Source organism: Gammaproteobacteria bacterium, from assembly GCA_028817225.1.
Classification (GTDB): Bacteria; Pseudomonadota; Gammaproteobacteria; order Poriferisulfidales; family Oxydemutatoraceae; genus Oxydemutator.
Genome location: JAPPQC010000011.1, coordinates 87,708 through 106,653, shown reverse-complemented (window position 1 = coordinate 106,653; position 18,946 = coordinate 87,708). Strand labels below are relative to the sequence as shown.

Sequence of the window (18,946 nt, the reverse complement as noted above, 5' to 3'; positions counted from 1 at the left end):
CGCGCGGAGCGGGGCGCGTCATGGGCTTCAAGTGCGGCATCGTCGGCCTGCCGAATGTCGGCAAATCCACGCTGTTCAACGCGATGACCAGCGCCGGCGTCGCCGCCGAGAATTACCCGTTTTGCACGATTGACCCGAACACCGGCGTCGTCGCGGTGCCGGACGAGCGCCTTGGCCGGTTGGCCGGCCTGGCGCAGTCGGCGCGCGTCGTGCCGACGACGCTTGAATTTGTGGACATCGCCGGCCTGGTCGCGGGCGCGTCGCGCGGCGAGGGCCTCGGCAACCGCTTTCTGTCGCACATCCGCGAGACCGACGCCATCGCCCAGGTCGTGCGCTGCTTTGACGACGGTGGCGTCGCGCATGTGGCGGGGCGCGTCAACCCGCTGTCGGACATTGAGACAATCCACACCGAACTGCTGCTGGCCGACCTTGAGAGCGTCGAGCGCGCCGCCGCGCGCGCCGCCAAAAGCGCCAAGTCCGGCGACAAGGAGGCGCTGGCGCGCGCGGCGGCGCTGCAACGCCTGAACGAACAACTGGCCGCCGGCGGCAGCGTGCGCGACCTGGATTTGCGCGATGACGAGCGCGTCTGCGCGCGCGAATTAAGCCTGCTGACGGCGAAGCCGATGCTGCTGATTGCCAACACCGGCGAGGACGACGACGGCGGCGCGCACCGCCGCGCCGTCGCCGGTTACGCGGCGCGCAGCGGCCTGGCGGCGGTGGAGGTTTGCGCGCGTTTTGAGGCCGAACTGGCCGGCCTTGAGGCGGCGGAGCGCGGCGAGTTTCTGGAGGCGGCGGGGCTGCGCGAGGCCGGCCTTGACCGCATCGCGCACGCCGGTTACCGCCTGCTGGACCTGCTGACCTTCTTCACCGCCGGGCCGAAGGAGGCGCGCGCCTGGACCGTCGCCGCCGGCGCGACCGCGCCGCGCGCCGCCGGGCGCATCCACGGCGACTTTGAGAAAGGCTTTGTGCGTGCCGAAATCATCGCCTATGCCGACTACATCGCCTGCGGCGGCGAACAGCAGGCGAAGGACGCCGGCAAATGGCGTCTTGAGGGCAGGGATTATGTGATGCAGGAGGGCGATGTCGCCCATTTTCGCTTCACTGTCTGACGCGCGCCGCGCCGGATGGACTATAATGCGGGGTTGTCGGCGGCTATGTAGCTCAGTTGGTTAGAGCACGGCATTCATAATGCCGGGGTCGCAGGTTCAAGTCCCGCCATAGCCACCATTTTTCTTTGCGGGCGTCTTTACAGACGCCAATCAAACGCCTTGTCCACGCCAGGCGTCTTTACAGACGCCAATCAAACATCTTCCGGTACCACGGCCTCGGTTTCAGGTCGCAGGTTTTCAGTTGTTTGTCGTAGGCATTTTTGCGGCGCTGCACCTTTTGCGCGACTTTCAGCAGCCACGGCTTCGCGTTGTACGACTGGCGGCGGTAGCCGTTGCGGCCCTCGTGGTAGGCGAGGTAGAGGCGGCGGGCGTCGTTGCGGCGCAGGCCGAGTTCGCGCACGCTTTTGTTGTTGTACCAGCCGATGAAGTCCATCGCGTCGTTGAAGTTGCTGCGCCGCGCCAGCGTGCGGCCCGTTTCTTTCTTGTATTCCTTCCAGGTGTGGTCCACCGCCTGCGCGTAGCCGTAGGCCGACGACGGCCTGACCCACGGAATGATACCGAGCAGGCGGCGGCGCGGCGGCCTTGCGGTCGCGTGGAACGACGATTCCTGGTGGACGAAGGCGAGCAGCAGCGCCATCGGGATATTCCAGCGCTGCTGCGAATCGCGGGCGGCTTCGTACCAGTGGATTTTCTGCGAGAAAATCTCGCAGGCGTTGGCGACGCTGCGCGGCCTCGGCTCGGCGCAGCCGGCCAGCAGCGCGCACGCGCACGCGCACGCGATGACGCGCAGGCGCAGGTTTGTCCGCCGGCCCCCGGCAGCCTGTCCGGCGGCGGCGAAATGAAGTTGGCGCTTTCCGCGCGGGCGCGCGTTCATCCGCCGGCCCCCAGCAGCATCCGGTCGAGCAGCCGCGTCGGCACCCAGCGTTTTGCATACCACAGCGCCGCCGCCGGCGCGCCGACCTGGTAGCGGGCTTTCGGGCGGCGGCTTTCCAGCGCGTGGATCAGGCAGCGGACGACGGTTTCGGGCGGGCGTCTGGCGAGGCGTCCGCGGCTCTCGTTCATGCGTTCGCGCAGCCGGCGATAGCGCGGCTCGTCGGCGCGGTCTTCGCCGACGGCGTCTTCGGTGTGGCGCCGGCTGCTTTCGGCGAAGGCGCTTTCAATCGGCCCCGGCTCAATCAGCGACACATGGATGCCGCTGCCGGCCAGTTCCAGCCGCAGCGTGTCGCTCCAGCCTTCCAGCGCGTGCTTGGACGCAGTGTAGGCGCCGCACAGCGGCAGCGCGAGGTAGCCCAGCAGCGAACTGTTCTGGATGATGCGCCCGTGGCGCCGGCGGCGCATCACCGGAATCACGCGCGCCGTCAGTTCGTGCAGGCCGAACAGATTGGTCTCAAATTGCCGGCGCAAACTGTCGCGCGGCAGGTCTTCCAGCGCGCCGTATTGCCCGTAGCCGGCGTTGTTGAACAGCGCATCGAGCGAGCCGCCGGTTTTTTCCAGCAGTTGCTCAATGCAGCGGTTGATGCCGGCGGTGTCGTTGACATCGAGTTGCGCGGCGTCCAGGCCGTTGTCGCGCAGTTTCTCGACATCGGCGTCGGCGCGCGCGGTCGCGAACACGCGGTGGCCGCGGCGTTTCAGCGCGTGCGCGGCGCACAGGCCGATGCCGGAGGAGCAGCCGGTGATCAGGATGGAGCGCGGCGCGTTCATCGGCGTTTGCGCTGCGCCGGTGCGCGGCAGTCATAGACGCCGAACACCTGGGCGGCTTCGGCGGCTTCGGAAACCGGCAGCACGGTGTCGCCGCCGATGCGCCGCGCGAAGTTGCGCGCCTCGTTTTCAAGCGACTCGGCGATGATGCGGTTGCTGAAGAGTTTCTCGCGCGCGGCGTCGAGCGAGATTCGGGTGTTGCCGATGTGCCGGCACTGCTTGATGTCTTCGGGGCCTGCGACCCGCACCATTTCGCCGTCGGTCGTCAGCCGCGACGCGCACGCGGCGGCCAGCAGCGACGCCGCCAGCGCCAGCGCCAGCGGCGGCAGCGGCAGGCGGGCGGCGACGCGGATTGCGTTGAGGGCGTTCATGACGGCGATTGTAGCAAGTCGGCGCACAGTGCGGCAACGGCGGCGGCGCAGCCTTCAAGCGCCATCATCCGGGTTTCGCCGCTGCGCCGGTCTTTCAGTTCAACCCGGCCCTGGTCAAGGTTTTTCTCGCTGACGACGAGGCGCAGCGGCAGGCCCGTCAGGTCGCTGTCGGCGAACAGGATGCCGGGGCGCGCGTCGCGGTCATCAAGCAGCGTTTCAACGCCGGCGTCGAGCAACTGATGGTAGAGGCGGTCGGTTTCGGTTTTCACCCGCGGTTTCAGGTGGTAGCCGACCGGCGTCAGCGACAGATGGAAGGGCGCCATCGGCGCCGGCCAGATGATGCCGTTGTCGTCGTGGTTCTGCTCGATGGCGGCGGCGACGATGCGCGAGATGCCGATGCCGTAGCAGCCCATCATCACGGTGATGGGCCGCCCGTCTTCGCCGAGCACCGTCACATTCATCGCCTCGCTGTATTTGGCGCCGAGTTTGAAGATGTGGCCGGCCTCGATGCCGCGGCGGATGCGGATGCGGCCATGGCCGTCGGGGGCGGGGTCGCCTTCCCTGATGTTGCGGAAGTCGCCGGTTTCCGGTTCCGGAAAATCGCGGCCCCAGTTGGCGTGGATGAAGTGGCGGCCTTCCTCGTTGGCGCCGGTCGGGAAGTCGCTCATCGCGGCGGCGGCGTGGTCGGCGAGCACCGGCATGTTGAGGCCGAGCGGGCCGAGCGAACCGGGCGGGCAGCCGACGACGTCGGTGACGGCCCGCGCGTCGGCGAATTGCAGCGGGCTTGCGACAGCCGGGTGTTTCGCGGTCTTGACGGCGTTGAGTTCGTGGTCGCCGCGCAAAAACACGGCGACGAGGCCGCCGTCGGCGCCGTTGACAAACAGCGCCTTCAGGCAGCGCGCCGGCGGCAGGTTGAGCAGCGCGGCGAGGGATTCGATGGTGGCGGCGCCCGGCGTGTTAATCTTCTCCATCGCGGCGCCGGGTGCGGCGCGGGCGGCGGCGGGCGCGGTCGGCGCGAATTCAACGCTGGCGGCGTAGTCGCCCTCGTCGGAGAACGCGATGCGGTCTTCGCCCGAGTCGGCGAGGATGTGGAATTCGTGCGAGGCGCTGCCGCCGATGGCGCCGGTGTCGGCCAGCACCGCGCGGTATTTCAGTTGCAGGCGCCCGAAAATCCGGCGGTAGGCGGCGAACATCGTTTGGTAGGTCTCGTCGAGCGAGGCTTCGTCGGCGTGGAAAGAGTAGGCGTCTTTCATCAGGAATTCGCGCGCGCGCATGACGCCGAAACGCGGGCGTATCTCGTCGCGGAACTTGGTCTGTATCTGGTAGTAGTTGACCGGCAGTTGGCGGTAACTCGACAACGCGCCGGCGGCGAAATGGCTGATGACTTCCTCGTGCGTCGGGCCGAACACGAAGTCGCGCCCGTGGCGGTCTTGCAGCCGCAGCAGTTCGGCGCCGTATTCGTCCCAGCGCCCCGACTGGCGCCACAGTTCGGCGGGCTGCACCGCCGGCATCAGCAACTCGCAGGCGCCGGCGGCGTCCATCTCCTCGCGCACCACGGCGGCGACCTTGCGCAGCACGCGCAGCCCCGCCGGAAGCCACAGGTAAAGCCCCGACGAGAGTTTCTGAATCAGGCCGGCGCGCAGCATCAGCCGGTGGCTGGCAATCTCCGCGCCGGCGGGTTCTTCCTTCAGAGTATGTAGCGGAAAGCGTGAAACGCGCATTCTTCGGCCCGCAGGCAGTATAGCAAAGTATTCACGGCGGCGCGCATTTCTGGTAAAGTGGCGTCCGGACGCGCCGCCCGGCGCAAGCATGTCATGGCCAACCCCTTTCGACAATGGTTTGAACGCTCCTTTTCCAACCCGCAGGTCGCGGTGCTGCTGGTGCTGCTGGCGCTGGGCGCGGTCGTCATCGGCTTTGCCAGCCGCATTCTGGCGCCGCTGATGATCAGCCTGGTGTTCGCCTACCTGCTGGACGGCATGATGGACTTGCTGCGGCGCTGGCGGCTGTCGCGGACGCTGGCGTTTGCGCTGGTCTATCCGGGCTTTCTGCTGGCGGTGCTGGTGGCGCTGCTGGTGCTGGCGCCGCTGATGGCAGCGCAGATCACCGACTTTCTCGGCGAACTGCCGTCCATCCTCGGGCGCGGCCAGGCGCTGCTCGCGCAACTGCCCGACAAGTATCCGCAGTATTTCAGCGAGCAGCAGGTGGACGGCGTTATCATGAGTTTGCGCAGCGAGATAGCGCAGATCGCGCAGGACATGCTGGCGGCGCTGCTGTCGTCCATCGGCGGCTTCATCACCGCGCTGATTTACCTGGTGCTGGTGCCGCTGCTGATTTTCTTCTTCCTGAAAGACAAGGAAGTGCTGCTGCGCTGGTGCGCGAGTTTTCTGCCGCGCAAGGAAAACCGCGCATTGACGACGCGCATCTGGGCCGAGGTCAATCAGAAGATTTCCGGCTATGTGCGCGGCAAGTTGATTGAGATTGTGGCGGTGTGGTTCGTGTCGTGGATTGTGTTTCAGGTGCTGGGGCTGAACTACGCGCCGCTGCTGTCCTTTCTGGTCGGCGTCTCGGTGGTGATTCCGTTTCTCGGCGCCGCCGTGGTGACGATACCGGTGGCGCTGGTGGGCTACGCGCAGTGGGGGCTGTCGTCGGAGTTTCTGTATGTGATGATCGCCTACGCGGTGATTCAGTTTCTCGACGGCAATATCCTGGTGCCGCTGCTGTTTTCCGAGATTGTCAACCTGCACCCGATTGCGATCATCTCGGCGGTGCTGATTTTCGGCGGCTTGTGGGGCATCTGGGGCGTGTTCTTTGCGATTCCGCTGGCGACGCTGGTCAACGCGGTGTTGAAGGCGTGGCCGCGCGGCGGCGCGGCGGCGGCGGCGTGACGCCGCGCGGTGCGGTTGCGGATGATGTTTCAGGGCAGCATGGTGGCGGTGGTTACGCCGATGCGGGAGGACGGCGCGATTGACTACCGCGCGTTCGCCGACTTGATTGAGTTTCACATTGGCGAGGGCACCGACGCGCTGGTCGCGGCGGGCACCACCGGCGAGTCGGCGACGCTGGATTTCGACGAGCACCGCGAGGTCATCCGCTTTGCGGTCGGCCAGGTGCGCGGGCGCATTCCGGTCATCGCCGGCACCGGCGCCAATTCAACGCGCGAGGCGCTGGAACTGACGCGCGGCGCGCAGGAAAGCGGCGCCGACGCCTGCCTGCTGGTGACGCCGTATTACAACAAGCCGACGCAGGAGGGGCTGTACCGGCACCACAAGTTGATTGCCGAATCGGCGGAGATTCCGCAAATTCTTTATAATGTGCCGGGGCGGACGGCCTGCGACATGCTGCCGGCCACCGTCCAGCGCCTCAGCCGGGTGCCCGGCATTGTCGGCATCAAGGAGGCCACCGGTTCAATTGAACGCAGCAACGACATCATGCAACTTTGCGGAAAGGATTTTGCGGTGTACAGCGGCGAGGATCACGCCGCCGCCGAGACCATCCTGCGCGGCGCGCGCGGCGTGATTTCAGTCACCGCCAATGTCGCGCCGGCGCAGATGCACGAGATGTGCAAGGCGGCGCTGGCCGGCGACCGCGCGCGCGCCGAGGAGATGGACGGGCGGCTGCACGGCCTGCACCAGGCGCTGTTTCTTGAGTCCAACCCGATTCCGGTCAAGTGGGCGCTGCACCGGATGAACCGGATACCGCCGGGCATCCGGCTGCCGCTGACGCCGCTGGCGGCGGACTTTCACGACGAAGTGCACGCGGCCATGCGCCGCGCCGGGGTGGTGCAATGAGTGCTGTGCGGAGGTTGGGTGTTGCCGTCGGCGGATTTCTGCGGCGGGGTGCAATGAGCGCCGCGCGGTGGCCGGTTGCCGCCGTTGTTTGCCTGTGGCTTGCGGGTTGTTCAACCACGAACGACGGCACATCGCTGCTTGACCAACTGGAACTGCCGACTTTCGGCTCCGAAGTCTTCATGAGCGGCGACAACGACCCGCTGGAAGTGCCGCCCGAACTCGACGCGCCGGACACCGGCAACAGCCTTCAGGTGCCGGGCGGCAGGGGCCGCGTCAGCGCCGCCGCCGACGCGGCGCTGAACAGCCGCGTGCTGCCGGAGCGGCTTGACCTGCAACTGCGGCGCGACGGCGGCGTCGCGTGGCTTGCGGTGGATGTCAGCCCGGCGACGCTGTGGCCGCAGGTGCCGGCGTTTTTACGGCGCAGCGGCTTCAAGGTGGCCGCGAGCAATCCGGCGCACGGCTACGCCGAGACCGAATGGCGCGAGCGCCGCGTTGAGGTTGCCGGCGCGCGCGGGCTGGCGCGTTCGCGCGTGCGCGTTCGCGTGCGTCTTGAGCGCGAGCCGGACGCGGTTACCAATGTGTTTATTTCATCGCGCGAGGCCGCCCTGAGCGGCGGCGAATGGCGCATCCTGCCGCCGGACATGGAATTTGAGCGGCGCATGCTGCTGCGTTTCCGCGATTACCTTGCGGCCGGGCGCGAGGCGGCCAGCCCGCGCATGGCGTCGCTTGACGACGCGCGGATTGCGCTGGACATCCGCAACATGGCCGGGGTTGCGGTGCTGCGGGTCGGCCAGCGTTACAGCAAGGCGTGGCGGCACATCGGCGCGGCGCTCGGGCGTTCCGGCATTGAGATGCGCGCCGACGACCGCAGCCGCGGCATTTACCTGGTGCGCTACAACGACGCCGGCGGCGCCGGCATAGACGGCGCCGCCGCGCGCGGGCGACTGCTGCAACTGCACCTGCTGGCGAAGGGCGGGCAGACGCTGGTGACGGTGCACCCGAACGACAACGGCGCCGCGGTGCCGTACGCGCTGGCGCAGCAACTGCTGAAACGGGTGCTGATGGCGTTTGAGCCGGGCGCGCTGGCGGCGCGCTGACACGGAGAGAGGCAATGATGGAAGACACTTTTCACCACAAGGACGACGAGCCGGGTTTTGTCATCGGCTGGAGATACAAGTACAAGTTCGAGGCCGGCGAGTACGACGACGAGATGACCTGGGGCGAGGCCCGCAAGCGCGTCGAGGAACTGCACGCCGAGCATCCGGATATGACCTTCTGGGCGAAGAAGAAGCATACTACGGCGGCTTTTTACAATCCTGACGCGCATTGATGGGCGCCGCATGTGATGAGATGCCCCCCTCGGCAGTACCCGATAACGCTGGTGACGGCTTATTTTGATCTGGGAGGGAAAACCCGGTACCAGCATTTGGGCAACCCCTATCCAGGCTGGATCAGGAATTTTTTGCCGCATGTCCGGTGGCCGCTGGTGGTCTTCTGCGACGAGCAGTCCCTGGGCATGCTCAAAGAGGCGAGAGGCGACAAGCCGGCGGTTTGGCATGTCACCTCACTGGAAGAATTTTCTGTACACAAGTATATGAATCATCTGAAAGCCCGGCGGAGACCTTACCGGATACCTCATCCCGAACTTGCCCTGGTCTGGCACGAGAAACACCATTTTCTGCTGCAGGCGCTGTCGGAGAACCCTTTCAACTCGGAGATGTTTTTCTGGTGTGATATCGGTCTTTTCAGATTCAGGCCGAAGTCGCGCCTGAAGCAAGTCGGAAGGCATATTCAATTGTCTGAAGATGTCGAATGGCCCAATCTCCGGATATGCCGGATGTTGCCGCAAGACAGGGTGTTTCTCGTTCCTGACGCTGGTTCCCGCATCGGGTCTGTTCAAATCGGCGGCGGTTTTTTCGGGGGTGCGTTGAAGCCGACACGCAGATGGTGTGACGCTTACCGCCAATTTCTTGACAAAGCCTGGCAAGATGGAAAGGTTCCCTATATTGATCAGGTTGCCATGTGTCTGCTCTACATGAGACAACCGGAGATTGCGTACCTGCTGTCTTCCGGTATTGCATGGAGACGTCGCGGCAGGTTTTTGTACAGACTGTTGACAGGGAGGCCTGCCGGAAAGCCTTACGATGGCAGCAGTGCTGGTTGGTATCTTCTGTCCGGTGAACGGTTTCCGTGGAAATATTGTCTCAAATGCCTCCTTCCCGGGCCGGGGCGGTGATGCATGCCGCAAGCAGCGGGAAGGGGGCGCACGGCCAATACCCGCTGACGCTGGTGACGGCTTATTTTGAATTGGGAGGGAAACCCGAACATCCGGAGTTGGAAAATCCGTATCCGGGCTGGATCAGGAACTTTTTGCCGCTTGTCCGGTGGCCGCTGGTGGTATTCTGCGACGAGCAATCGCTGGGCATGCTCAAAGAGGCGAGAGGGGACAAGCCGGCGGTTTGGCGCGTCACCCGCCTGGAGGACTTTTATACCTACAGGTATCTGGACGACTTGAAGCGCCTGTCATTTCCCGAAGAACATGCCGAAGTCTGCATTACACGCAGTCTGGTTTGGCATGAAAAACATCATTTTCTGCGGCAGGCGCTGTCAGAAAATCCTTTTGGTTCGGAGATGCTGTTCTGGTGCGATATCGGTGTTTTCAGATTGGAGCCGGATGCGTCCTGGTGGACGGCCCGGCGGATGAGATTTCGCCTGCTTGAGGATATCGAATGGCCAAATCTTGAGGTGTGTCGTATGTTGCCACAAGATAAAGTAGTTTTGGCAGGGAGGTGTCGCGACGATAAAGCGCGTCCTGCCGGCGCCTGGTTTGGGGGTGCGGTTGAGCCTTCGCGCCGATGGTGCGACGCTTATTACCGGCGCCTTGGAAAACGAAAGCAGAACGGGGTTTTTACCTCTTCGGAAGAGCACGTCATGCTATCCTGTTGGAGGAGACGACGGCAACTCGTGCATGTGATATCGGCTCATTCTGTTCCGTATATTGGTTTGCTTATAGGGGGAAGCCGTGCCATGGCTTACAAATGGTATCTCCTGAACGGCAGGCGGTTTCCGTGGCGCTACCTTTGCAGAAGAATCTTTTCCGGACCGGTGCGATGATGCGCGCCGCCGACAGCGGGATGGAGACAGCGGAGCGGCACCCGATAACGCTGGTGACGGCTTATTTTGAATTGGGAGGGAAACCCGAACATCCGGAGTTGGAAAATCCGTATCCGGGCTGGATCAGGAACTTCCTGCCGCATGTCCGGTGGCCGCTGGTGGTGTTCTGCGACGAGCAATCGCTGGACATGCTCAAAGAGGCGAGAGGGGACAAGCCGGCGGTTTGGCATGTCACTCGCCCGGAAGATTTTTATGTGTACAAGTATCTGGAAGATCTGAAGCGCCTGTCATTTCCTGCGGAACGTGCCGAAGCCTTCGTTGTTCGCAGTTTGGTCTGGCATGAAAAGCATCATTTTCTGCGGCAGACGCTGTCGGAGAACCCTTTTGGTTCGGAGATGTTTTTCTGGTACGATATCGCTAAGCTCAGATACGAGCCGGACGCCCCCTGGTGGTCGTCTCGGCGGAGGGCATTTCGCCTGTTTGAAGATATCGAATGGCCCAATCTCGAAGTGTGTCGGGCATTGCCGAAAGATAAAGTGGTTTTAGCCGGGGCGCCTTACGATGCCATGGCTGGCTGCTTTTTCGGAGGCGCGATTGAGCCTTCGCGCCGGTGGTGCGACGCTTATTACCAACGTCTTGAACGACGAAAGCAGAATGGAAGTCTTACCGAGAGAGAAGAGTACGTCATGATGTCCTGCTGGAGGAGGCAACCTGAACTCGCGCATGTGATTTCGTCTTATTCCGCTCCATATACTGTTTTCCTTAAAAAGCAAAGGCCTGCACTGGATTTCGAGTGGTATCTCCTGAACGGCAGGCGGTTGCCGTGGCGGTACTTTTGCAGAAGGCTCATTTCCGGGCCGGTGCGATGATGCGCGCCGCCGACAGCGGGATGGAGACAGCGGAGCGGCACCCGATAACGCTGGTGACGGCTTATTTTGAATTGGGAGGGAAACCCGAACATCCGGAGTTGGAAAATCCGTATCCGGGCTGGATCAGGAACTTCCTGCCGCATGTCCGGTGGCCGCTGGTGGTGTTCTGCGACGAGCAATCGCTGGACATGCTCAAAGAGGCGAGAGGGGACAAGCCGGCGGTTTGGCGCGTCACCCGTCCGGAGGAGTTTTATACATACAGGTATCTGGATGACCTGAAGCGCCTGCCATGTTGCACGCTCTATGGCGAAGCCCCCATTACACGCGAGGTTTTTGTTGCACGCAGTTTAATCTGGCATGAGAAACATCATTTTCTGCGGCAGGCGCTGTTGGAGAACCCTTTCGGTTCGGAGATGCTTTTCTGGTGCGATATCGGCCAGTTCAGGTACAATCCTGATGCGCCCATGATTGAGGGGCCGCGGATGACATTTCGCCTGTTTGAAGACATCGAATGGCCCAATCTTGGGGTGTGCCGTGCGTTGCCGCAAGATAAAGTGATTTTGGCAAACGCGGACCTTAGTCGTATCAATGCCCAGTTTTTCGGGGGCGCGATTGAGCCTTCGCGCCGGTGGTGCGACGCTTATTACCGGTGTCTTGAAAAATGCAAGCAGAATGGGAATTTTGTCTATAGAGAAGAGTTCGTCATGATGTCCTGCTGGAGGAGAAAGCCGGAACTCGCATATACGATGCCGCTTGACAGTGTTCCGTATATTGCTTGCCTTCGGCGAAGAAATGCAGTGATGGGTTACAAATACTATCTCCTGAACGGCAGGCGGTTTCCGTTGAAATACTTTTGCAGCAGGCTCTTTTCCGCGCCGGCGCGATGACGCGCGCTGCCGGCAACGGGATGGAAACAACCGGACAGCATCCGATCACGCTGGTGACGGCCTGTTTCAATCTGGGCCGCAAACAGGTGAAATACACCGGAAACCCGTATCCGGACTGGAGCAGAAACTTCCTGCCGTATATCAAGTGGCCGCTGGTGATTTTCTGCGACGAGCAGTCCGTGGACATGCTGAAGGAGGCGAGGGGCGACAAGCCGGCGGTTTGGCATGTCACCCGCCCGGAAGATTTTGTTGTTTACAAGTACTGGAACCTGCTGAAGGATTTGAAGAAACCCTACGCAGGGCTTTCCGCCGAAGTTTCCCTGGTTTGGCACGAGAAACACAATTTTCTGCGGCGCGCGCTGTCGGAAAACCCGTTTAATTCGGAAATGCTTTTCTGGTGCGATATCGGCATGTTCAGATTCAGGCGGGACGCGCCCTGGCGTTCCGCCGTCAGGATGGAATTGCGCTTTTGCGGGGATGCCGAATGGCCCAATCTCCGGATATGCAGGGAGTTGCCGCAGGACAGGGCGGTTCTGCTGCCGTACGGGAATTTTGACCGCCCCAATTTCACCGGCCAGTTTTTCGGGGGCGCGGTGAAGCCGGCGCGCGAATGGTGCGATGCGTATTACCGTCATCTTGAACGGCGCGCGCGGAAGGGGACGATGATTTATTCGGAAGAGGGCATCATGGAATCTCTTTACATCAAACACCCGGATATGGCATATCCGCTGCCCCCCGGCATTGTTCCGTGGCTGCGGCCCCTCGCTTTTCTGACGAGGCTGGCCGGGAAAAAGGGGTATGGCCACCGGTGGTATCTCCTGAGCGGCAGGCGGTTTCCGTGGAAACACATCTGCAAGGGAATATTCTCCGGTTCGGGAAAATGACGCGCGTTGCCGACAACGAAATGGAAACGCACGGGCAATCCCCGCTGACGCTGGTGACGGCCTATTTCAATGTGGGAGTGAAAATTGACCATCCGGAGTGGGGCAACCCGTATCCGGACTGGATCAGAAACCTGCTGCCGTTTATCCGCTGGCCGTTGGTCATCTTCTGCGACGAGCAGTCCCTGGACATGCTGAAGGAAGCGCGGGGAGGCAAGCCGGCGGTGTACCATGTCACCCGCCCGGAGGCGTTTTATGCCTACCGGTATCTGGACAATCTGAAGCGCCTGCCGTTTCCGGCGGAACGCGCCGAAGCCTTTGTCACATGCAGTTTGATTTGGCATGAGAAACATCATTTCCTGCGGCAGGCGATGTCGGAAAATCCTTTTGGTTCGGAGATGTTTTTCTGGTGCGATGTCGGCCTGTTCAGGGGCGAGAGGTTCGGACTGCGCCTTTCCGAAGGCGTCGAATGGCCCAATCTGCGGGTGTGCCGGGCACTGTCGCGGGACAAGGTGGGCTTGATTCTGATTTATGCCTCGACCTGCCCCGCCATCATGGGCAATTTTTTCGGCGGCGCGACCGAACCGCTGCGTCGGTGGTGCGACATCTATTACCAATATCTTGAGCGGTGCTCTGAAGAGGGCACTTTCGAGCGGTCGGATGAGATTGTCATGCACTCGGCCTGGAAAGGACGGCCGGATGCCGCCTATCTGCTGTCCCACCGCCGTGTTCCGTGGATACGGCTTGTCAGTTTCGCGGCCGGACTGGCCGGAAAGGAAATCAGCGGCCACCGGTGGTATTTTCTGAGCGGCCAACGGTTTCCGTGGAAATACTTCTGCAACAGGATATTTTCCGCGCCGGCGCAATGACGCGCGTCGCCTGCGGCGGAGTCAAGACAACCGGACAATGCGCCGCCGCGCGCCGTCATCGCCGGCCGCACCTGCCACGCGCCGCCGTCAATGCTAAAATCACGCCATGCCGGGACTGACGCTTTACGACAAATTGTGGCGCGACCACCTCGTGCGCGAGGAGGACGGCGGCATGGGGCTGCTGTACATAGACCGCCATCTGGTGCACGAGGTGACCTCGCCGCAGGCCTTTGAGGGGCTGCGCCTGGCGGGGCGCGGGTTGTGGCGCGCCTCGTCCATCCTCGCCGTCGCCGACCACAATGTGCCGACGCAAAACCGCGCGCGCGGCGTCGCCGACCCGGTCGCGCGCGTGCAACTGGACACGCTGACGCGCAACTGCGGGGAGCACGGGCTGACCTATTACGGGCTGGACGACGAGCGCCAGGGCATCGTCCATGTCATCGGCCCCGAGCAGGGCGCGACGCTGCCGGGGATGACGCTGGTGTGCGGCGACTCGCACACCTCGACGCACGGCGCGTTCGCGGCGCTGGCGATGGGCGTCGGCACCTCGGAAGTGGAGCATGTGTTCGCGACGCAGTGCCTGCCGGCAAAAAAACTTCGCAACATGCGAATCAGCGTCAACGGCGCGCTGCCGCGCGGCGTCACCGCCAAGGATGTCGTGCTGGCGATCATCGGAAAAATCGGCGCCGGCGGCGGCACGGGCTATGCGATTGAATACGCCGGCGATGTCATTCGCGGCTTTTCGATGGAAAACCGCATGACCGTCTGCAACATGACCATCGAGGCCGGCGCGCGCGCCGGGCTGGTGGCCTGCGACGAGGTCACGCGCGACTACCTGTGCGGGCGCCCGTACGCGCCCGCCGGTGAAATGTGGGAGCGCGCGCAGCGGGCGTGGCGCGACTGCCGCTCCGACGACAGCGCGGTGTTCGACCGCGAGGTCTCGATCAACGCCGCCGAAGTCGAACCGCAGGTGACCTGGGGCACTTCGCCGGAGATGGTCGCCGCCGTCGGCGGGCGCGTGCCCGACCCCGACGGCGAGAGCGACCCGGTCAGGGCCGAGGGCTGGCGCAAGGCGCTGGCGTACATGGATTTGCGCCCGGGCACGGCCATCGGCGACATCATGCTCGACAAGGTGTTCATCGGCTCGTGCACGAACTCGCGCATCGAGGATTTGCGCGAGGCCGCGGCCATCGTCAGGGGCCGGCGCGTCGCCGCCGGCATCCGCCAGGCGCTGGTGGTGCCGGGTTCCGGCCCGGTCAAGCGCCAGGCCGAGCGCGAGGGGCTTGACCGCATTTTCATTGATGCCGGTTTTGAATGGCGCGAACCGGGCTGCTCGATGTGCCTCGGCATGAACGAAGACCGCCTCGCCGCCGGCGAGCGCTGCGCCTCCACCTCCAACCGCAACTTCGAGGGGCGCCAGGGGCAGGGCGGGCGCACCCACCTGGTCAGCCCGGCGATGGCGGCGGCGGCGGCGGTGGCGGGCCGCTTTGTGGATGTGCGCGACTGGCGCGACTGATTGGCGATGCGCGCGTTTCAGGTTGAACAGGGCATCGTCGCGCCGCTCGACCGCGCCAATGTGGACACCGACGCGATCATTCCGAAGCAGTACCTGAAGTCGGTCAAGCGCACCGGCTTCGGCCCGAACCTGTTCGACGACTGGCGCTATCTCGACCCGGGCGACATCGGCGACGACCACTCAAAGCGCCGCCCCAACCCCGATTTTGTGCTGAACCGGGCGCGTTACCGCGGCGCCGGCATTTTGCTGGCGCGCGAGAACTTCGGCTGCGGCTCGTCGCGCGAGCACGCGGTGTGGGCGCTGATGGACGCCGGTTTTTTCGCCGTCATCGCGCCGCGCTTCGCCGAGTTGTTTTTCGGCAACTCGTTCAAGAACGGCCTGCTGCCGGTGGAACTGCCGGACGCCGCAGTGGACGAACTGTTCGCGCGCACCGCGGCGCGCGAAGGCTACCGCCTGACGGTTGACCTGCCGCGCCAGCGCGTCGGCGACGGCGAGTCGTCGTGGCCGTTTGAGGTGGACCCGTTTCGCAAGCGCTGCCTGCTTGAAGGGCTGGACGAAATCGGCCTGACACTGCGCCACGCCGCCGACATCCGCGCCTGCGAGCAAAGACGCCGCCGCGCCGCGCCCTGGCTTTTCAACGACTGAGTGTTTGCAATGGAGACACGCGAACAATATCCGATAACGCTGGTGACGGCCTGGTACAAAATCAGGCGGAGAGGCGCATCCTCCTTTCGCCCGTACGAGGAATGGATGCGGAATTTGCTGTCGCATATCCGCTGGCCGCTGGTTGTTTTCGGTGAAGAGCAATCGCTGGATGAAATGAGGCGGATGAGAGGCGACAGGCCCGCGGTTTATCTTGCCGTCAGTCCGGAGGAATTTCTTGTCCACAAATACCGGCGTGTTTTTCAGGATCAGTGCCCGGATCGTCCGGACAGGTCCGGTTCCCTGGACCCCAATCTCGCCATGGTCTGGAATGAGAAGTGCAACTTTGCCCGCCGCGCCGCCGGGATGAACCCGTTCGGGTCGGAAATGATATTCTGGTGTGATGTCGGTATTTTCAAGGCAACCGCCAGTTACAACGAACAGGTGTTCCGTTTGTCGCAGCGCGTTGAATGGCCGAATTTGCAGGTGTGCCGGGCGCTGCCGCAGGACAGGGTGGCGATTCCCGTCGTCAATTATCCGGATTCGCCACCCGGGCTTTCCGGCCCGCCGCCGGGGAATGGTCCTGCGCCGGATGGCGGCCAACCGGCATTGGCGGTCGCCGCCGGGTTCTGGGGCGGCTCAAGCGAGGCTGTCATCCGCTGGGGCGACGCCTATTATGAATGTCTTGAGCGCCGGGTTCGGGAGGGGCGCTTCGTTCTGGTGGAAGAGCCCATCATGGGCGAGGTTTGCATCGCCCGGCCGGAACTGGTGCATTTGATTCCCCGCAGCGCCGTTTCCTGGGGAGGGGCCGCCGGTGAAATGTCCTGGACCCATTACAGGTGGTACTATCTGAACGGCGGGAAATTCCCGCTGGGGTATTTGTGCAGGGAGGTGCTGCCGCGCATCGGCGATTGGAGATTCATCAAATGGCTGGTGCTGATTCTGTGGCGGGGCGCCTTCAGATTCAACTGGAAGGCGCTGTGGCCCTTTGCCGGTGGCGGGAGCGGCGGCAACAACGGCAGAGGCCGCGCCGCCTGACCGGCCCTGCGGCGAACAAACGACATGGAGACAAGCGAACAGCACCCGATAACGCTGGTGACGGCCTGGTTCAAAGTCAGGCAGCGGAGAAGAGCCGAAGACTGCGCCCGGCCGTACGAGGAGTGGATGCGGAATTTTCTGTCGTATATTCGCTGGCCGCTGGTTGTTTTCTGTGAAGAACAGTCGCTGGATGAAATCAGGCGGATGAGAGGGGACAGGCCTGCGGTTTATCTTGTCACCAGTCTGGAAGAATTCCTTGTCTGCAAATACCGGGGTGTTTTTCAGAACCAGATTCTTGCCCATCCTCCGGCGATGGACACGGTTCGCGCCCTGTACCCGGACCTTTCCATGATCTGGAATGAGAAGTATAACTTTGCCCGGCGCGCCGCCAGGATGAACCCGTTCGGGTCGGAGATGATATTCTGGTGCGATATCGGCGCTTTCAGGGCGACCGTGCGAACTGAAAATCAGCTGTTCCGTTTGTCGCAGCGCATTGAATGGCCGAATTTGCGGGTGTGCCGGGCGCTGCCGCAGGACAAGGTGGCGGTGTCCATCGTCAATTATCCGGGTTCGCCACCCTGGACTCCCGACCCGCCCTGGAGCCCCGACCACTCCCGGACTCACGACCCGTTGCCGGGGAATGGTCCGGCGCCGGGCGGCAAGCCGTCTGTGCTGATGGTCGGCGCCGGGTTCTGGGGAGGCGCAAGCGAGGCTGTCATCCGCTGGGGCGACGCCTATTATGAATGTCTTGAACACCGGGTCCGGGAGGGGCGCCACATTCTGATGGAGGAGCCCATCATGAGCGAGGTTTGCATCACCCGGCCGGAACTGGTGCATTTGATTCCACGCAGCGCCGTCTCCTGGGGCGGGAACGCCGGCGATGTGTGCTGGGACTGGTTCAGGTACTACTATCTGAACGGCGGGAAATTCCCGCTGGGATATTTGTGCCGGGAAGTGTTGCTGCGCCTCGGCAACGCGGAATTCGTCAAGTGGCTGGCGCTGGTCCTGTGGCGGGGCACCTTCAAGATTAACTGGAAGGCGCTGTGGCCCTTTGGCGGTGGCGGGAGCGCCGGCGGTGGCGACGGAAATGGCAGGGGCCGCGCTGCCTGACCGGCCTTGCGGCGGACAAATGATATGAAGACAAACGAACAGCACCCGGTAACGCTGGTGACAGCCTGGTTCAAGGTCAGACAGCGGAGAAGAAACGAGTCTTTCGTCCGGCCGTACGAAGAGTGGATGAGGACTTTTGTGTCGCATATTCGCTGGCCGCTGGTCATTTTTTGTGAAGAGCAGTCGCTGGATGAAATCAGGCGGATGAGAGGGGACAAGCCCGCAGTTTATCTTGCCGTCAGTCCGGAGGAATTTCTTGTCCACAAATACCGGGATGTTTTTCAGGATCAGTATCTTGCCCAGCCTCCGGATGCGCATCCGGGTCGCGCCATGCACCCCGATGTCTCCATGATCTGGAATGAGAAGTGCAACTTTGCCCGGCGCGCCGCCGGGATGAATCCGTTTGGCTCGGAGATGATATTCTGGTGCGATGCCGGCGCTTTCAGGGCAACCGTCCGCTCCGACAATCAGATGTTTCGCTTGTCGGAGCGCATTGAATGGCCGAATTTGCGGGTGTGCCGGGCGCTGCCCCGGCACAAGGTGGCGATTACCGTCGTCAATTATCTGGGCCCGCCACCCTGGACTCCCGACCCGTCGCCGGGCAACAAGCCGTCGGAGTTGGCGGTCAACGCCGCGTTTTGGGGAGGCTCAAGCGAGGCTGTCATCCGCTGGGGCGATGCCTATTATGAATGTCTTGAGCGCCGGGTCCGGGAGGGACGTCTTGTTCTGATAGAGGAGCGCCTGATGAGCGAGGTTTGCATCGAGCGGCCGGAACTGGTTCATTTGATTCACCGCAGCGATGTTTCTTGGGGGAGAAACGCCGGCCCCATAATCTGGGGCGGTTTCAAGTGGTACTTTCTGAACGGCGGCAAATTCCCGCTGGGGTATTTGTGCGGGGAAGTGCTGCTGCGCCTCGGCAACGCAGAGTTCATCAAATGGCTGGCGCTGACCCTGTGGCGGGGCGACTTCAAGATTAACTGGAAGGCGCTGTGGCCGTTTGGCCGCAGCGGCGGTAGCGGCGGCGGCAACGGCAAGGGCCGCGCCGCCTGACCGC

20 protein-coding genes and 1 tRNA gene are annotated in these 18,946 nt (G+C 63.2%); 17 read left to right on the top strand and 4 right to left on the bottom strand.

Annotated elements, in window-relative coordinates; genetic code table 11:
- The first annotated feature begins 20 nt into the window (after window positions 1–20).
- Both ychF and OXU50_01500 read left to right on the top strand, forming a co-directional pair.
- Complete coding sequence (gene ychF, locus OXU50_01505; GenBank protein ID MDD9868564.1) at window positions 21–1,109, top strand: redox-regulated ATPase YchF; 1,089 nt, start codon at window positions 21–23, stop codon at window positions 1,107–1,109.
- Window positions 1,110–1,150: 41 nt separating this feature from the next.
- Window positions 1,151–1,227 (top strand) — tRNA-Met (locus OXU50_01500).
- 60 nt (window positions 1,228–1,287) lie between these two features.
- Here OXU50_01500 and OXU50_01495 read toward each other — a convergent pair.
- Genes OXU50_01495 through OXU50_01480 form a run of 4 tightly spaced genes read right to left on the bottom strand, consistent with a single transcriptional unit; the run spans window position 1,288 to window position 4,899 of the window.
- Window positions 1,288–1,983 (bottom strand): transglycosylase SLT domain-containing protein, encoded by a 696-nt coding sequence (locus OXU50_01495; protein MDD9868563.1) that lies wholly within the window; start codon window positions 1,981–1,983, stop codon window positions 1,288–1,290.
- Window positions 1,980–2,810 (bottom strand): SDR family NAD(P)-dependent oxidoreductase, encoded by an 831-nt coding sequence (locus OXU50_01490; GenBank protein ID MDD9868562.1) that lies wholly within the window; start codon window positions 2,808–2,810, stop codon window positions 1,980–1,982. Before OXU50_01490 ends, OXU50_01495 begins: the two co-directional genes overlap by 4 nt.
- Window positions 2,807–3,178: a DUF4156 domain-containing protein gene (locus OXU50_01485; protein ID MDD9868561.1), complete on the bottom strand. Its 372-nt coding sequence runs from the start codon at window positions 3,176–3,178 to the stop codon at window positions 2,807–2,809. The genes OXU50_01490 and OXU50_01485 overlap by 4 nt, the downstream gene beginning before the upstream one ends.
- Window positions 3,175–4,899, bottom strand: coding sequence for a proline--tRNA ligase (locus OXU50_01480; GenBank protein ID MDD9868560.1), 1,725 nt, complete (start codon window positions 4,897–4,899; stop codon window positions 3,175–3,177). The genes OXU50_01485 and OXU50_01480 overlap by 4 nt, the downstream gene beginning before the upstream one ends.
- A 93-nt stretch (window positions 4,900–4,992) precedes the next feature.
- On the opposite strand from OXU50_01480, the gene OXU50_01475 reads away from it, so the two are divergent.
- From OXU50_01475 to OXU50_01405, 15 genes are all read left to right on the top strand, one after another.
- Entirely contained in the window at window positions 4,993–6,063 is a 1,071-nt protein-coding gene (locus OXU50_01475) for an AI-2E family transporter (GenBank protein MDD9868559.1), read from the top strand.
- Window positions 6,064–6,087: 24 nt separating this feature from the next.
- Window positions 6,088–6,966 carry a 4-hydroxy-tetrahydrodipicolinate synthase gene (gene dapA / locus OXU50_01470; GenBank protein ID MDD9868558.1) on the top strand — a complete coding sequence of 293 codons (879 nt, stop codon included), beginning with the start codon at window positions 6,088–6,090 and terminating at the stop codon, window positions 6,964–6,966.
- 53 nt (window positions 6,967–7,019) lie between these two features.
- Window positions 7,020–8,063, top strand: a complete 1,044-nt coding sequence (bamC, locus tag OXU50_01465; protein ID MDD9868557.1) for an outer membrane protein assembly factor BamC — start codon at window positions 7,020–7,022, stop codon at window positions 8,061–8,063.
- Between the two features lie 14 nt (window positions 8,064–8,077).
- Window positions 8,078–8,296 (top strand): hypothetical protein, encoded by a 219-nt coding sequence (locus tag OXU50_01460; protein ID MDD9868556.1) that lies wholly within the window; start codon window positions 8,078–8,080, stop codon window positions 8,294–8,296.
- 51 nt (window positions 8,297–8,347) lie between these two features.
- A complete protein-coding gene (locus OXU50_01455; protein ID MDD9868555.1) occupies window positions 8,348–9,202 on the top strand; it encodes a hypothetical protein in 855 nt (284 codons plus the stop codon).
- The gene (locus OXU50_01450) at window positions 9,157–10,080 is read left to right on the top strand and encodes a hypothetical protein (protein ID MDD9868554.1); all 924 of its coding nucleotides are present in this window, start codon (window positions 9,157–9,159) and stop codon (window positions 10,078–10,080) included. Before OXU50_01455 ends, OXU50_01450 begins: the two co-directional genes overlap by 46 nt.
- Window positions 10,077–10,949: a hypothetical protein gene (locus tag OXU50_01445; protein ID MDD9868553.1), complete on the top strand. Its 873-nt coding sequence runs from the start codon at window positions 10,077–10,079 to the stop codon at window positions 10,947–10,949. The genes OXU50_01450 and OXU50_01445 overlap by 4 nt, the downstream gene beginning before the upstream one ends.
- Complete coding sequence (locus OXU50_01440; protein ID MDD9868552.1) at window positions 10,904–11,836, top strand: hypothetical protein; 933 nt, start codon at window positions 10,904–10,906, stop codon at window positions 11,834–11,836. Before OXU50_01445 ends, OXU50_01440 begins: the two co-directional genes overlap by 46 nt.
- A 20-nt stretch (window positions 11,837–11,856) precedes the next feature.
- The gene (locus tag OXU50_01435) at window positions 11,857–12,720 is read left to right on the top strand and encodes a hypothetical protein (GenBank protein ID MDD9868551.1); all 864 of its coding nucleotides are present in this window, start codon (window positions 11,857–11,859) and stop codon (window positions 12,718–12,720) included.
- On the top strand, window positions 12,717–13,586 hold the full coding sequence (locus tag OXU50_01430) for a hypothetical protein (GenBank protein ID MDD9868550.1): 870 nt from the start codon (window positions 12,717–12,719) through the stop codon (window positions 13,584–13,586). The genes OXU50_01435 and OXU50_01430 overlap by 4 nt, the downstream gene beginning before the upstream one ends.
- A 106-nt stretch (window positions 13,587–13,692) precedes the next feature.
- On the top strand, window positions 13,693–15,102 hold the full coding sequence (gene leuC / locus OXU50_01425) for a 3-isopropylmalate dehydratase large subunit (protein ID MDD9868549.1): 1,410 nt from the start codon (window positions 13,693–13,695) through the stop codon (window positions 15,100–15,102).
- Between the two features lie 6 nt (window positions 15,103–15,108).
- On the top strand, window positions 15,109–15,747 hold the full coding sequence (leuD, locus tag OXU50_01420; GenBank protein MDD9868548.1) for a 3-isopropylmalate dehydratase small subunit: 639 nt from the start codon (window positions 15,109–15,111) through the stop codon (window positions 15,745–15,747).
- 9 nt (window positions 15,748–15,756) lie between these two features.
- A complete protein-coding gene (locus OXU50_01415) occupies window positions 15,757–16,782 on the top strand; it encodes a hypothetical protein (GenBank protein MDD9868547.1) in 1,026 nt (341 codons plus the stop codon).
- A 24-nt stretch (window positions 16,783–16,806) separates the two neighbouring features.
- A complete protein-coding gene (locus OXU50_01410) occupies window positions 16,807–17,892 on the top strand; it encodes a hypothetical protein (protein MDD9868546.1) in 1,086 nt (361 codons plus the stop codon).
- A gap of 24 nt (window positions 17,893–17,916) precedes the next feature.
- Window positions 17,917–18,942: a hypothetical protein gene (locus tag OXU50_01405; GenBank protein MDD9868545.1), complete on the top strand. Its 1,026-nt coding sequence runs from the start codon at window positions 17,917–17,919 to the stop codon at window positions 18,940–18,942.
- Window positions 18,943–18,946: the final 4 nt, after the last annotated feature.